The following is a 16,160-nucleotide window of genomic DNA, read 5'->3' as shown; positions in this document are numbered from 1 at the left end:
CACGTACTCAATAAATATTATTTCTTTTAATTTATAAACAACAGAACCCTTATTAATTTTTAGTTTCATTTGAAAAAGCTTCTCTCAAAAATATTAGTTTTCTTATTATTTATTGAATGCTTAACAGGATGTGAGGCTACCAAAAGAGTTGCTGAAGACGAATACCTTTTAACAGATAATACCATATTGGTAAACGGTAAAAAAGAGAACTCTGAAACCATTAATAATTTGTTGGCTCAAAATCCAAACAGAAAGATTTTAGGCGTTCCCTTAAGATTACACGTATATAACTTAGGTAGAGAAAATAGAGACTCTTTATTTGAAGTTTGGCTAGATAAAAAGCCTAATCGTAGAGAACGATTAACTCGAAAATTATCAAAAAAGCAGGTTGATAAACTAAAAGAATCTTCGGTTGGTTTCAATAATTGGTTAAGAAAAACTGGAGAAGCTCCTGTTATTGTAAATGAATCACAAACAAAAAAGTCTATTGGACGTTTCCAAAATCACTATATAAATAATGGTTGGTTTGATGTAAACACAGACTACAAACTTAAAAAAAACGACAATAAACGTGCTCAAATTGAATATATTATAAACACTGGAGAGGCTTTTATTCTAGATTCTATTTCATCTAATGTAAAGTCAGAAATTGTGGATTCTATTTATCAAAACACAAAAGAAAAAGCACTAATAAAATCAAATGAGCAATACAGAACTAATAATTTTGAGCAAGAAAGAGAACGAATTTCTAATGAATTAAGGAATTCTGGTGTTTACCATTTCAATCAAGATTATGTAACCTTTGAAATAGATACCGTTGGAACAAATAAAAAGGTTAATGTGGGGGTTCAAATTCAAAATAGAGCAATTAGAACTCCAGACTCTATTAGAAGAGAGCCATTTAAAATTTACGATATTCGTGAAGTAAATATTTATACTGATTACTCTTACGATAAAAGAAACCAAACTCCACAAGACACGATTAAATTTGGAGGCTATACATTTTATAGCTACGGGAAAATGCGTTATAAACCAAGAGCTTTAACCGATGCTATTTTTATAACACCGGGAGATATTTTTAGAGATAGAGATAGAACGCTAACATATAGACATATTAACCAATTGCTCACGTTTAAATACCCAAATATTGAATATGCCGAAAATTTAGATAATTCGCTTTCAAGCACTATCAAATTAGCTCCATTAAAGAAATTTAGCTTAAGCATGGGAGCAGATATATCCCAAAGTAATATTCAAACTATAGGTTTTTCAGTAAATCCAAGTCTTTTAATTCGAAATATTTTTAGAGGTGCTGAAACATTACAAGTTTCAGCTATTGGTTCAGTTGGAGCCTCAAAAGATAAAAATAACCCCGATGATCCATTCTTCGATATTAATGAATTAGGTCTTGACGTGAAACTTACAATTCCTAGATTATTATCACCTTTCTATACCGAACGAATTATACCAAAATACATGTCGCCCAATACAAGAATTGGTATATCAACTTCGGGGCAAACTAACATTGGCCTTGATAAACAAACTTTTACAGGAACCCTTAATTATAACTGGTTTCCCAATAGTAAAAAAACAAATAGGCTCGATTTATTCAATATACAATACGTAAGAAACATTAATATTGACAACTACTTTGAGGTTTATCAAAACTCTTATGACCTTTTAAATCAAACCGCAAAAGATGTAAATTATATTGATGAAGATGCAGATTTATCTATACCTGATGGCGCTAATACATTTATTGATTACGCCCTTGCTGATAATACACCAAATGAGATTTCAGAAAGCCAATTATCAACAATAAATAGTATAGACGAAAGAAAAGAACGTCTAACAGAAAACAATCTAATACTGTCATCTAGCTTTAGTTTTACCAATGATGGAAGAACCAATTTATTTGATGAAAACTTCTCCATTTTTAGATTTAAAGTTGAGTTAGCTGGTAATTTATTATCTACTACCTCAAAGCTTTTAGGTCTTGAGAAAGACGAGAACGACCGTTACAAACTATTTAATGTGGCTTTCTCTCAGTACGCTAAAACTGAATTAGAATACACAAAACACTGGGATTTAGGAAAAAAAAATGTATTAGCATTTAGAAGCTTTTTTGGTATTGCCATTCCTTACGGAAACTCTACCAATATTCCATTTTCAAAAAGTTTCTTTGCAGGAGGTCCAAATGATAATAGAGCGTGGACTGCTTACCGCCTAGGTCCTGGAAGTTTACAATCCGCAAATGAATTTAATGAAGCTAATTTAAAATTAGCTTTTAATTTGGAACAACGTTTTAATATTTTTGAAAATTTAAATGGCGCCCTATTTGTTGACGCAGGAAATATATGGAATGCCCTAGATGATGTTGAAGATGAAAGAGCCACTTTTACAAGTTTGAACTCATTAAAAGATATTGCTGTTGGTTCTGGTTTTGGCTTACGATATGATTTTAGCTTTTTCGTATTTCGTTTTGATATAGGCTTTAAAACCTATGACCCTGTTTATGAATTAGGAAATAGATGGTTAAAAGATTATAACTTCTCAAATGCCGTTTATAACATAGGTATAAACTACCCCTTTTAAGCTCCTTTTCAATAATTTATACTATAACGTTTTAGTGGTTAATTCATCTTTTCAGTACAAAAAACTGACTGTAATTCTCTAAATTTTAATTACTTTTGCTGCCACTAATTACTAAATTAAAATTAATTCAAAAATGGGACACAATATAAAACCGGGAGTAGCTACAGGTCAGGAAGTTCAAGCTATTTTCAACCATGCAAAAGCTAACAATTACGCACTTCCTGCTGTTAATGTTATTGGTTCAGACACTATAAACGGAGTTTTAGAAACTGCAAGAGATTTAAATGCTCCTGTTATTATTCAATTTTCTAACGGTGGTGCACAGTTTAATGCTGGTAAAGGTTTAAGCAATGAAGGACAAAAAGCAGCTATTGCAGGTGCAGTAGCCGGAGCTAAACATGTTCACACCTTAGCTGTAGAATATGGTGTTCCTGTTATTTTACATACAGACCACTGTGCTAAAAAACTATTACCTTGGATTGATGGTTTATTAGATGCAAGTGAAAAACACTTTGCAGAAACTGGAAAATCACTTTTCAGTTCTCATATGATTGACCTTTCTGAAGAGCCAATTGAAGAAAACATTGAAATTTGTAAAACCTATTTAGAGCGTATGAGCAAAATGGGTATGACTTTAGAAATTGAACTTGGTATTACAGGTGGTGAAGAAGATGGTGTGGATAATACAGATGTAGATGATTCTAAATTATACACACAACCAGAAGAAGTAGCTTATGCTTATGAAGAGTTAAGCAAAGTAAGTCCTCAATTTACAATTGCAGCAGCTTTTGGTAACGTACATGGAGTTTACAAACCAGGAAACGTTAAGTTAACACCTAAAATCTTAAAGAATTCTCAAGAATATATTACAGAAAAATATGGTGTAGAGCATAATCATATAGATTTTGTATTCCACGGTGGTTCTGGTTCTACGGTAGAAGAAATTAGAGAAGGTATTAGCTACGGCGTAATTAAAATGAATATCGATACTGATTTACAATATGCATTTATGAGCGGTATTCGCAATTACATGAGTGATAAATCTGGTTACTTACAATCTCAAATTGGAAACCCGGACGGAGATGACGTGCCTAACAAAAAATATTATGATCCACGTGTTTGGTTACGCGAAGGAGAAAAAACTTTTGTTGAGCGTTTAAAGAAGGCTTTTGAAGATTTAAACAATGTAAATACTTTATAAATCAATATTTTAAGTATTCTAATTATAAAAAGGTTCTGAGTTATCAGAGCCTTTTCTTTTACCCATACTTCAAAAAAGTAATATGCACGCATTACAATAAAGTACTTGGGTGTTACCACAAAATTAAAAAAAGGTTTAATTTTGTCTTCAGGCTTTTGGCAGTCGCTCTCTTTGAGGAGCTCCAACAAATGCCTCAAATGCTGTGCATTCACGATTTCATAATTTACGATCAATATGCATGAGTAATCCTTAACACAAATACAATGATAAATCATTAAATATTGGTATCATTGTAAAACTAAAATTATAAATCATATGTCTTGGTTTAAAAGAAAAAATAAAGGAATAACCACTACAACCGAAGAAAAAAAGGACACTCCTAAAGGACTTTGGTACAAATCACCAACCGGTAAAATTGTAGACACAGAAGAGCTAGAACAGAACTTTTATGTAAGTCCAGAAGATGGTTATCACGTACGTATAGGTAGTAAAGAATATTTCGAAATACTTTTTGATGATAATAAGTTTAAAGAACTTGATGCTGGCTTAGAGTCTAAAGACCCTTTAAAATTTGAAGACACTAAAAAATATCCAGACCGCTTAAAAGCAGCTCAAAGTAAAACTAAACTTAAAGATGCTGTTAGAACTGCAGTTGGTAAATCTAAAGGAAAAGACTTAGTAGTTGCCTGTATGGATTTTAGTTTTATTGGTGGCTCTATGGGTAGTGTTGTTGGCGAAAAAATTGCACGTGCAGCAGATTATGCATTAAAGCATGAACTACCTTTAATGGTTATCTCTAAATCTGGTGGTGCAAGAATGATGGAAGCAGCCTTATCTTTAATGCAGCTTGCAAAAACATCGGTTAAGTTAGCACAATTGGCTGAAGCTAAATTACCTTATATATCATTATGTACAGACCCAACTACTGGTGGAACAACAGCCTCTTTTGCTATGTTAGGTGATATTAATATTAGTGAACCAGGAGCTTTAATTGGGTTCGCAGGACCAAGAGTAGTCAAAGACACCACAGGACAAGATTTACCCGATGGTTTCCAAACCTCTGAGTTTTTATTAGAACACGGATTCTTAGATTTTATAACTCTTCGCAGAGATTTAAAAAACAGGGTGAATCAGTATATAGATTTAATACTAAATCAACCTTTAAGAGCATAAAAAAAGCGACCTAAATAGGTCGCTTTTTCTTTTCAATATATTCATTTGCAAATCAATAAAAAACCGTATATTTGCCGCTCGAAAGAAGACCTTTCGTATACATAAAAATCATTTACAATAATATTAGCATGTATTTAACAAAAGAAATTAAAGAAGAAATCTTCGCAAAACACGGAAAAGGGAAAAACGATTCTGGTACTGCGGAAGCGCAAATTGCGTTGTTTACTCACAGAATTAACCATTTAACTGAACACTTAAAAAACAATCGTAAAGATTATAACACTGAGCGTTCGTTAGTAAAATTAGTAGGTAAGCGTAGAGCGTTATTAGATTACTTAACTAAAAAAGATATCTTAAGATATCGTGCGATAGTTAAAGAATTAGGATTAAGAAAATAATCACAATAAGTAAAGACCACGCATTTAGCGTGGTTTTTATTTTTTACCCTGAGCGAAGTCGAAGGGTGCGTTAGGGATTGAGGTATTGTTGGAGCTCCTCAAAGAGAGCGACTACCGAAAGCCCGACCCCTTGCGGGTAACGCCCAAAATATAAATACTCTATTCGGGAGAGTTAAAACTCCGAAAATTAGAAGAAGCTAATTATAGTTTTTCATTGGTCACAGACATTTACATGTCTCACACAACAACTACAACAACACAACGACCATTGTTTAACATGATTCAGGCATAGGTTTGCTTGAACGAGAAGAAAAAATTTATGATTCCAAAAACATTTAAAGAGGTTATAGACCTTGGTGACGGTAGAGAAATCTCTATTGAAACTGGAAAATTAGCAAAACAAGCGCATGGTAGCGTTGTTGTGCAATCTGGAAAATGTATGTTACTATGTACAGTTGTTTCCAACTACAAACAAGCAGACGTAGACTTTTTACCTTTAACGGTAGATTATCGTGAAAAATTTGCTGCTGCTGGACGTTATCCTGGTGGTTTCTTTAAAAGAGAAGCTAGACCAAGTGACGGTGAGGTATTAACAATGCGTTTAGTAGACCGTGTTTTACGCCCATTATTCCCGAAAGATTACCATTCTGAAACTCAGGTAATGATTCAGTTAATGTCTCATGATGATGAAGTTATGCCTGATGCTATGGCAGGTTTAGCGGCTTCTGCAGCTATTCAATTATCTGATTTCCCATTTGAATGCCCAATCTCTGAAGCTAGAGTTGGTCGTGTAAATGGTGAATTCGTTATAAACCCAACACGTGCTCAATTAGAAGAGTCTGACATCGATATGATGATTGGTGCTTCTGCTGATTCTGTTATGATGGTTGAAGGTGAAATGGATGAGATTTCTGAAGAAGAAATGACTGAAGCTATTAAGTTTGCACATGAGGCTATTAAAGTACAATGTGCTGCTCAAGTTGCATTAGCAGAAGCTTTTGGTAAAAAAGAAGTTCGTGAGTACGAGCCAGAAAGAGAAGATGAAGATTTAGCTAAAAAGATTCATGATATGGCATACGATAAAGTGTATGCTGTAGCACAAGCTGGTTCTGCAAAGCATGAAAGAGGAGCTGCATTTGCTGAAATTAAAGAAGAAATAAAAGCTACTTTTTCTGAAGAAGAATTAGAAGATTTTGGTGATTTAGTTTCGAAATATTACTCTAAAGCTGAAAAAGCGGCGGTTAGAGATTTAACCTTAAATGAAGGTTTACGTTTAGATGGTAGAAAAACTGACGAGATTAGACCAATTTGGTGTGAGGTTGATTACTTGCCTTCTACTCATGGCTCTTCAATCTTTACACGTGGAGAAACTCAAGCTTTAGCTACAGTTACTTTAGGGACAAGTAGAGAAGCAAACCAAATAGATATGCCATCTTACGAAGGTGAAGAGCGTTTCTATTTACACTATAACTTCCCTCCTTTTTCAACGGGTGAAGCTAGACCTATTCGTGGAACATCTCGTCGTGAGGTAGGACATGGTAATTTAGCACAACGTGCTTTAAAAGGTATGGTTCCTGAAGATTGTCCTTATACAGTACGTGTGGTTTCTGAGATTTTAGAATCGAATGGTTCGTCTTCAATGGCAACTGTTTGTGCTGGTACAATGGCAATGATGGATGCTGGTGTACAGTTAAAGAAACCTGTTTCTGGTATTGCAATGGGATTAATTACTGATACTGAATCTGGCAAATATGCTGTATTATCTGATATTTTAGGTGATGAAGATCACTTAGGAGATATGGACTTTAAAGTTACTGGTACTGAAGATGGTATTACAGCTTGCCAAATGGATATTAAAGTAAAAGGATTAAGTTACGAGATTTTAGTAAATGCTCTAAAACAAGCTCGTGATGGTCGTTTACATATCTTAGGTAAGATCACTGAAACTATTGAAACTCCAAATGCTGAAGTTAAGGATCATGCGCCTACAATGGTTACAAGACGTATTCCTAACGAATTTATTGGTGCCTTAATTGGCCCTGGTGGAAAAGTAATTCAAGAATTACAAAAAGAAACTGAGACTACTATTGTAATTAATGAAGATCCTGTTACTGAAGAAGGTGTTGTTGAAGTTTTAGGTGTTGGTAGTAAAGGTATTGATGCTGTTTTAGCAAAAATAGATTCTTTATTATTTAAGCCTGTAGTTGGTAGCGTTTATGAAGTTAAAGTCATTAAAATGCTTGACTTTGGTGCAGTTGTAGAATATGTTGATGCTCCTGGAAATGAGGTATTATTACACGTTAGTGAATTGGCATGGGAACGTACTGAAAATGTATCTGATGTTGTAAACATGGGTGATGTATTTGATGTAAAATACTTTGGTATTGATTCTAGAACTCGTAAAGAGAAAGTATCTAGAAAAGCTATTTTACCAAAACCTGAAGGTTACATAGCAAGACCACCAAGAGATAACTCTAGAGATAACCGCAGTGGACGTGATAACCGAGGTAGAGATAATCGTGGACGTGATAATCGAGGTAGAGATAACCGCAGAGACGATAGAAAACCAAGAGAAGACAAAAAAGAAGATTAATTCTTTTTGAATACATACTTTTGAAAGCCCGTCAATTTAAATTGATGGGCTTTTTGTCTTATATAACTTGAATAAATAGGTCGGATCTTATAAAGCTCTCTTCTATTTTTCAATTTATTATATTAGCTAAACTTTTTGAATTTAAATAATATAATTCCATTTATATCAGATGTTTAAGCGGATATTTTTTTTGAATTGCGAGAAATTTTGATTACATTGAAATCTCAAATTTTTGCATGAGCAAGCCTTTGGAATTATTATTCTCCCTAACAATAATTTAATTCTAAAGTAATTTTGATAAAACCGAGAATTCTTTTAATCAGTCCGACAGGTTTGGATAAAAAGGGGGAACCCATCATCCAAAGAAAAACTTATTTACCTGGGTTGACCATGCCACAATTGGCTGCAATTACACCAGAATATTTTCACGTGACTTGTGTGTCTGAGACGTCAGAGCCTATTCCTTGGAACGAAAGGTGGGATATTGTTGGACTTACTGGTATGGGAGGAGCAGGAGTCATTAGAGCATATCAAATTGGAGACGAATTTAGAAGAAAAGGTGCCATTGTAGTTATGGGAGGCATAGCCATTTCCTTATTCGATGAATCTATGACCAGACCCCATGCAGATGTAATTATTAAAGGCGAAGCAGAAGATACTTGGCCAAGGTTTTTAAAAGATTATTTAAACAATGAGGTAAAGTCTATTTACAAAATGGAATCGGTTCCAGATGTTACTTCCTTTCCGCCTCCTGCATATCATAAATTTAATGCCAAATACTATGGTTTTTGGAGACCTGTGCAAGCCACAAGAGGCTGTCCGTTTCCTTGCACATTTTGCTCCATTTCAGAATTTTTTAAACGTAGTTATCGAAAGAGGCCTGTTGACCAGGTGATTCGCGATGTTAGAGCTGCCAAAGCAAACGGCAGTAAGTATATTACTTTTATCGATGACAATATTGGGGTAGACTTTAATTACTGCAAAGAACTTTGGACGGCATTAATCCCCGAAAAAATAATCTGGGCCAGCCAATGTAGTCTGCAAATAGCTAAGGAGGATGATATGCTTCAATTAGCTTATGATAGTGGATGCAGGATCCTATCTTTTGGAATTGAAACGGTTAACGAAGCTAGTCTTACGCATATTGATAAAGAATGGAATGATCCTCAAAATTACAATACCGCATTTGCAAACATTAAAGCTCATGGTATTGAAATAAGTACTGAAATGATTTTAGGGCTAGATGGTGACGATGAAACCGTTTTCGACAAGACATTTGATTTTCTTATGAAAAATAAAATCGCCTTACCAAGAATGTACATCCTTACACCTGTTCCCGGAACACCAATGTATGACCAACTTATTAAAGAAGAAAGAATTTTTGATTTTGATATTGAAAAATATGTAGGAGGGTCTGCAGTTTTTCACCCTAAAAAAATGTCCGCTCAAACCTTGCAAGAAGGTTATTGGGATCTATATAAAAGATTGTATTCCACAAAAAACATCATAAAGCGATTAAAGGGAAACCACGCCAATCTAAACTACTTTATGAGATTATTTGTGTTTGGCACCAACATGATTTACCAATCTCATATTCGAAAAGGCATAACACCAGGTATTGTTTAATTGTTCTGAGACATCTAAAAAATGGATTAAAAATTACAAATATGAAAATTTTATTAGTTCGCCCACCTGTTCCCAAACACACCATCGGATTAAAGCATATTATGATATGTGAACCTCTGGAACTAGAATATGTTGCCGCAAGCATCAATGGGCATGAGCTCATGATTTTTGATCATTTGGTTGAAAAAGGTTTCAAAAAACGATTTAAAGACTTTAACCCAGATGTGGTTGTGAGCAGTTGCTATAAAACAGGAACTAATGAGGTAATTAAGATTTTTAGATATGTTAAGACAATTGCTCCAAAATGTATAACTATAGTAGGCGGCGTTCATGCAACACTTGTACCTGAAGATTTTGCTGATATTTCTGTAGACATTATTGGCATTGGGGATGGTACTATGCTATTGTCTGAAATAATAAACGCCATTGCACAAAATCAATCTTTATTAGATATTCCCGGAGTAGCTATTCCGATACGGAAAGGCGAACTGATAAAATCTCCAAAGCGACCCTACATGCCAAAAGCAGATACACTACCCCTTCCAAGAAGGGACTTGGTGAAGCATTTAAAACATAAATATTATTATTTAATGCATAAGCCAGTGGTTACGATGAAAACAACTTGGGGATGTTGGTATAAATGCAATTTCTGTTTCACATGGAAAATTACCGATGGACTTCCTTATAGTCGCTCACCAGAATCTATCGTAAAGGAATTATTAACAATCGAGGAAAGTGAGATTTATATAGTTGATGATATTTTTTTGATTAATAATAGTAGACTTGAAAAACTGGCAAAACTTATTAAAGCTCATAATATCAAAAAAAACTACCTCTGTTATGCCAGAGCTGATTTTATAGTTGAAAATGAAGATGTTATAAAGTTATGGGCAGAATTGGGGTTAAAAGCTGTTTTTATTGGTTTAGATGCCATTACAGATGAAGAGTTGAAGGACATGAACAAACAATCTCCTGCACATTACAATAAATTAGCCATCGAAATATTAAGAAAATATAAAGTGGACACCTACGGTTCGTTAATCCCCGGTGCAGATTATGTTAAAAAGGACTGGAATAAATTATGGAAGTTTATAAAAGAAAGTAAGCTGTACTATGTAAATATATCGCCAGCCACACCTCTTCCCGGTGCGGCGGACTATAAGAATCTTAAACCGTACTTAACAGTTCCAGAAGATGCACACGATTTATTTGACTTATCGCATCAACTTTTGCCTACAAAACTCACAAAAAAACAATATTATAGGGAACTTCTTAAACTTTATGGCAAAACCATATTGAATATGAAGCGGGCCAATGAGAATACATTTAGAACCTTACCATCTATATGGACAATCAACTATTGGAATATTATTTTGGGAGCTATAAAAATAGGATTACAGTTTTACAACGGGCACAATCATCATTCTGAGAAAGAATTAATGATTTCAAGGTACAAAGGCATTGAACTGAAGGATTACAGCTTTAACAGCAAATTTAATCATCCGTCATTCCAAAATTTTGTTACTAAAGAGGTAAGCTTTACAGAAGATATGGCTAATGCGGTTGGATAATAATTTAAAAATAACAACTTTAAAATCAGCCGACAAGTTAGATTTAGATTGGGATGTATTATGTGATAGCACCTATCAAAGGGTGAGGTTTTTAAAACATATTGAGCTTTATAATTATTGCAACCAAAAATATTATCAGGCTCATAAAAATGAGAAGTTGGTCGCTGGAGCTGTTGTGTATTCGTTAAAGGTAAATGTGTTGACATTTGCTAAATATGAATTGAAACTTCCAATGACCATCATTGGTATCCCTGTTTCTGTCGATGCGCAAGGCATTATTGGAGCTGAGGAGTATTGTGAAACTATACTTGATTATATCATGCGTCAAGAACATGGAATTATTCTATGTTTAAATTACGATGTACCTATTGAAATTAAAAAAATAATAGAAATGCAAACACTGCCTTCCATGATTTTTAACTTGAAGATTCCCAGTTGGGAAGCTTATTTAGATACCATGCGGCATAATCATAGAAGGCGCATATTAAAAGCTCAAGATAAATTCTCCAATGTTATATTAAAGGAAAATTTATGCGCAATGTTTACCACGGAACACTATAATCTTTATTTGGATGTTCTGAAGGTATCCAAAACAAAATTAGAAGTTTTGAACTTTGATTTTTTTATCAATTTACCATCTGAATTTAAGCTACACTCTTTCTATTCGGAAAACAAGCTACTTGCATGGCATATCAGCACTTCATTTAACAACATATACTATTTCTTGTTTGGAGGCATAAATTATGAGCTTAGAGATGCATTTGATTCGTATTACAACAATTTAATTCAAATCATAAAAGAAGCCATAGCTGTATCAAGCACTACCATAAATTTTGGTCAAACGGCCGAAGTTTCTAAAAACCGATTGGGGGCCACACCCCATAACAAAAAAATGTTCATTTATCATAAAAACAGACTTGTTTCCTCAATTTTTAAATGGAGCAAAAACTTATTGACCTATAGCTTGCAGCCAACAATGGTTGATATTCGTAAAAAAAACTTTAATAGAGGATAAATAGGGGCGCTATGGGAGACGATATTAAAACTATATACAAAGATTTTTCTAAACCATTAATTAGCGAATTAATAGGTGCATTAAAATTGGATAAAGTGTATCATAGAGCTCAAGGTGATTTTGTGTATTACTTTAATAAAGAGAAGGAAGTTAAGGTTTTAGATTTAACCGGAGGCTATGGTTCGTTATTATTAGGTCATAACAATTTCGAGTTAAGGGAATACATAAAATCCTTATATGACCAAGAAGTGCCGGTGCATACTCAATTGTCTGTTCGTTCAGGATCTGCTTTATTAAGCAAAAAAATAGGCAATCTAATCTCATCTAAAAGTGGCAAGAAGTACTATTGCACATTTCTAAATTCTGGAAGTGAAGCCATTGAAGCAGCTATCAAGCATGCGTTCTTGAGTTTCAATAAAAATTTGAACGCATTTTTCGAAGAGCAAGAGTTAGCTTTTCTAAATATTAAAAACTTTTATAACGCTCAAAAAGACAGTATTCAATTAAATTATAATGATAAAAACTATAACAGTTTTGAGGGCTTAAAAAAAGATATCGAAGCCTCTAATAGTCATAAAATAAAACATTATGAAAAATGCGTACTTGCATCAAAAGGGTCTTATCATGGTAAAACTTTGGGAGCATTATCTATAACCAATAATATTAAATACAAAAACCCCTTTTTTCAAACCTCTCCCATAAGCACCAAATTTTTTGAATGGGATTTAGAGAACATCAAGAATCATATTTCGGTCAATAGCTTTATCCTGGAAATCCCTAAACTAAATGCAAAAGGCAAACTTCTGATAAAGCATAAAAAAATGAATGCGATTACAGCCATTATTATTGAGCCTATTTTAGGCGAAAGTGGCATTCATGTTGCTCCGGAAACCCTATTGAAAAATCTCAAAACTGAAGCCGAAAAGAACGGCATACCACTAATTTTTGATGAAATACAATGTGGTTTTTATAGAACGGGAGAATTTTTATCCTCTTTCAAATCAAAAGTATTCGCAGATTATTATGTAATGGGAAAATCGTTAGGGGGCGGACTTGCCAAAATTAGTGCTTTGGTAATTAATACCGATGCCTATATTCCTGAATTTGAAATGAAGCATACCTCAACCTTTTCTGATGACGACATCTCCTCTCTAATAGCTTTAAAAGCCATTGACATAGCTGTCGATCAGAAAAAAAATATTATCAACAGTGGAATATATATTCGTCAGGCATTACGCAAAATAAAAACCAAATATGCAGATATTATTACAGATATCCGTGGTGATGGCTTGATGATAGGTATTTCGTTTAAAGACTTTGATCTTAGTCAATGTTACGGCCTACAATCGTTATCAAGATCAGATTATTTCGGATATATGCTTTCTTCTTATTTACTGAACAAAGAACATATTCGAGCTTCAGTTACGCTTTCAAACTCAAAAACAATTAGAATTCACCCCAGTGCTTTCATTTCAAAATCGTCCATAGATTATTTTATAAGTGCAATCGATACTTTATGCTATATATTACAATGCAACGATTTTTACGCATTAATTAGTCCTGTATTAGAAGAAAAGCATCAAAATTTAAGGGCAATAAAGCAATTTGATGTTGGAACCATTCAATTGGATGACGATAGTCATAGTTTGACCAATGTTGGCTTTCTAGTGCATTACATCAATTTAGGTTCTATTAAACAATGTATCCCGTCTTTAGATGGATTGCCAAATGGAGTGATATCTGATTTCGCCTTAAAATGTACAAGATTTGGTGCTCCTGTACTATTAGGTCGGAACGAAATTAGAAATTTATATGGGGAAAAAATTACGATAACGTTTGTGGGCGTGCCTTTTATTTCAAAAACAATAAAAGAACAATTAAATCGGTCTCGACATTATTTAAAATACTATCAAGATACCTGTAGTAAAGCCATAAATTTTCTATATAAAATGGGCATTACTACAATTGGATTAGGGCAGTTTACATCCATTATCATGCAAAATGGTCGTGCAGTAAACAATTCCAAATTAAATATTACTACAGGGAATAGTTTTACAGTGTATTCTGCGTTAAAGCAGGTTCATATGGAAATTAGGGAAAGAAAAAAGGCGTTTACCAAAATTGCGGTTATAGGTGCTGGTGGGAATATTGCAACTGTTCTATCAATACTTCTGCTGGATCACTGCGACAGTTTGTTGTTAGTTGGAAATTTCAAAAATTCTGAAAATAAAACTATAGGTCACGCTGAGCTATTATTAAAACAATTACTGTCCGATCTTTTAAACAAAACCTCTGTTCAACTTGGAAAACTTCATAAAAGATTTCTTGGTAGCACATTGTTAAAAAAAGCAAAGGCAGATAGTACATTTTTAAATTCAGGCAAATTGTGTGAACTCTATAACATGGAGTTTTCCAAAAAAGATGCCCCTGTTAAAATGTCCTGTAATCTAAAGGACCTTAAAGAATGCGACATAGCGGTGGTAGCAACGAACCAAGGGGAGCCTTTTTTAAAAACGGAGCATTTTAAGGCAGGCAGTCTGGTTTGTGATATATCGGTACCCTCAAACTGTACTGACGAACTTTTGAATAACCAAGATATTAAAACCAAAAAAGGAGGCATTGTGCAGCTTCCAAATAACGAAGACTTGCACCCTAAAGGACTACCTATTGAATCAGGAGAAGCTTTTGCTTGTATGTGCGAAACTATGCTACTGGGTTTTGAACAAAGCAAAACGTCATATTCCTACGGAAGCCTTAAAATTTCGCAAGTTCAAGACATAGGAAAGCTTGGAGAAAAACATGGTTTCAAGCATTTAAAAACGCTTCCAAGCACAACTCTAAATCTGTAATGTAAATGGGAATTGAAGTTTTAGAAGTAAAAACGAATGCAGACCAAAAGAAATTTATTCAGTTCCCTTTTGACTTGTACAAGGACAATCCGCTTTATGCAGGAGAGCTCTATGTCACAACAAAGTCAATGATTACAAAAGATAATCCTTTTTTTAAACACTCTAAAATTACGTTGTTTCTGGCCTTTTCAGGTCATAAAACTGTTGGACGAATTGCTGTAATTAAAAATCAAGTACATCTTAAGCTCTACAAAGATGAAGCTGGTTTTTTTGGGTATTTTGATGCCATTAATAATCCAGAAGTTGCAAAAGCTCTTTTTAACAAAGCCCAAAATTGGCTTAAAGATGAAAGCTTAACAAAAATTATTGGCCCTACAAATTTAACTACCAACGATTCCTGTGGCATTCTTATTAATGGATTTAAAAACCCTAATGTGATATCAATGCCTTACAACTATAAATATTATGATACACTTTTAACCCTCTGTGGATTTGAAAAAGAACTAGACCTGTATTCCTATTGGTTTGATGGAAAACAAATCGAACAGAAATATGGCAATGTTCTAAAAAGGTGCACGCAATCCATGGATAAAAAAGGCATTACAATTAGACCTGTTTCAAAAAAAACTTTTGACCACGATATAAGCAGACTAAGAAACGTTTACAACGCTTGTAATCAGAACAATTGGGGCTTTATACCATTAAACGAAATTGAATTTAAAAAAATGGCTAACGAATTAAAATTGATTGCTCCGCTAGAGCTGGCATTAATAGCAGAAAAAGGCAACGATATTATTGGTTTTATTTTGGCTGTACCCGATTTAAATCAGGCCATAAAGCATGTGAAAAATGGCAAACTGCTTCCTTTTGGCTTTCTCAAACTTTTATGGTATAAGAGAAAAATAAATAAGGCCAGGGTCATGATTTTAGGCGTATTAAAAAACTATAGCGGACTGGGTCTAGATCTTATATTATATCATAAAATTACGAAGGCCCTTATTCAAAATAATGTTATTGAGGCCGAGGCTGGTTACGTTCTCGAATCAAATAACATTATGAACTCCGTCCTTCATAAAATTGGTGGAATTCGCACCAAAACATATCGAATTTATAATAAAACTATCTGAGCGTAATTAAAT

Annotated in this window: 10 protein-coding genes; all 10 read left to right on the top strand. The window is 33.8% G+C overall.

Features of this window, described 5'->3' with window-relative positions:
- The first annotated feature begins 69 nt into the window (after positions 1–69).
- The 10 genes from tamL to FUA22_RS01950 all read left to right on the top strand — a co-directional run bounded on the left by tamL (position 70) and on the right by FUA22_RS01950 (position 16,148).
- Entirely contained in the window at positions 70–2,595 is a 2,526-nt protein-coding gene (tamL, locus tag FUA22_RS01995; RefSeq protein WP_147766066.1) for a translocation and assembly module lipoprotein TamL, read from the top strand.
- Between the two features lie 133 nt (positions 2,596–2,728).
- A complete protein-coding gene (gene fbaA / locus FUA22_RS01990; RefSeq protein ID WP_147766064.1) occupies positions 2,729–3,796 on the top strand; it encodes a class II fructose-bisphosphate aldolase in 1,068 nt (355 codons plus the stop codon).
- Positions 3,797–4,111: 315 nt separating this feature from the next.
- Positions 4,112–4,969 (top strand): acetyl-CoA carboxylase, carboxyltransferase subunit beta, encoded by an 858-nt coding sequence (accD, locus tag FUA22_RS01985; protein ID WP_147766062.1) that lies wholly within the window; start codon positions 4,112–4,114, stop codon positions 4,967–4,969.
- 128 nt (positions 4,970–5,097) lie between these two features.
- Positions 5,098–5,367, top strand: coding sequence for a 30S ribosomal protein S15 (gene rpsO, locus FUA22_RS01980; protein WP_147766060.1), 270 nt, complete (start codon positions 5,098–5,100; stop codon positions 5,365–5,367).
- Between the two features lie 319 nt (positions 5,368–5,686).
- Entirely contained in the window at positions 5,687–7,960 is a 2,274-nt protein-coding gene (locus tag FUA22_RS01975; protein ID WP_147766058.1) for a polyribonucleotide nucleotidyltransferase, read from the top strand.
- A 333-nt stretch (positions 7,961–8,293) separates the two neighbouring features.
- Entirely contained in the window at positions 8,294–9,586 is a 1,293-nt protein-coding gene (locus FUA22_RS01970; protein ID WP_147766056.1) for a B12-binding domain-containing radical SAM protein, read from the top strand.
- A 41-nt stretch (positions 9,587–9,627) separates the two neighbouring features.
- Positions 9,628–11,157, top strand: a complete 1,530-nt coding sequence (locus tag FUA22_RS01965; RefSeq protein WP_147766054.1) for a B12-binding domain-containing radical SAM protein — start codon at positions 9,628–9,630, stop codon at positions 11,155–11,157.
- Positions 11,144–12,172 carry a hypothetical protein gene (locus FUA22_RS01960; protein ID WP_147766052.1) on the top strand — a complete coding sequence of 343 codons (1,029 nt, stop codon included), beginning with the start codon at positions 11,144–11,146 and terminating at the stop codon, positions 12,170–12,172. The genes FUA22_RS01965 and FUA22_RS01960 overlap by 14 nt, the downstream gene beginning before the upstream one ends.
- Before the next feature lie 11 nt (positions 12,173–12,183).
- Positions 12,184–15,021, top strand: a complete 2,838-nt coding sequence (locus FUA22_RS01955; RefSeq protein ID WP_147766050.1) for an aminotransferase class III-fold pyridoxal phosphate-dependent enzyme — start codon at positions 12,184–12,186, stop codon at positions 15,019–15,021.
- 5 nt (positions 15,022–15,026) lie between these two features.
- Positions 15,027–16,148 (top strand): hypothetical protein, encoded by a 1,122-nt coding sequence (locus FUA22_RS01950; protein WP_147766047.1) that lies wholly within the window; start codon positions 15,027–15,029, stop codon positions 16,146–16,148.
- Positions 16,149–16,160 lie beyond the last annotated feature (12 nt).

Source organism: Seonamhaeicola maritimus (genome assembly GCF_008056315.1).
Lineage (GTDB): Bacteria > Bacteroidota > Bacteroidia > Flavobacteriales > Flavobacteriaceae > Seonamhaeicola > Seonamhaeicola maritimus.
This window is presented reverse-complemented; position numbering and strand designations above follow the sequence as displayed.

Excerpts from the sequence above, each read along its gene's own strand:
- fbaA (WP_147766064.1), top strand. The coding sequence starts at position 2,729 with ATGGGACACAATATAAAACCGGGAGTAGCTACAGGTCAGGAAGTTCAA.
- accD (WP_147766062.1), top strand. The coding sequence starts at position 4,112 with ATGTCTTGGTTTAAAAGAAAAAATAAAGGAATAACCACTACAACCGAA.
- rpsO (WP_147766060.1), top strand. The coding sequence starts at position 5,098 with ATGTATTTAACAAAAGAAATTAAAGAAGAAATCTTCGCAAAACACGGA.
- FUA22_RS01975 (WP_147766058.1), top strand. The coding sequence starts at position 5,687 with ATGATTCCAAAAACATTTAAAGAGGTTATAGACCTTGGTGACGGTAGA.
- FUA22_RS01965 (WP_147766054.1), top strand. The coding sequence starts at position 9,628 with ATGAAAATTTTATTAGTTCGCCCACCTGTTCCCAAACACACCATCGGA.
- FUA22_RS01960 (WP_147766052.1), top strand. The coding sequence starts at position 11,144 with ATGCGGTTGGATAATAATTTAAAAATAACAACTTTAAAATCAGCCGAC.
- FUA22_RS01955 (WP_147766050.1), top strand. The coding sequence starts at position 12,184 with ATGGGAGACGATATTAAAACTATATACAAAGATTTTTCTAAACCATTA.
- FUA22_RS01950 (WP_147766047.1), top strand. The coding sequence starts at position 15,027 with ATGGGAATTGAAGTTTTAGAAGTAAAAACGAATGCAGACCAAAAGAAA.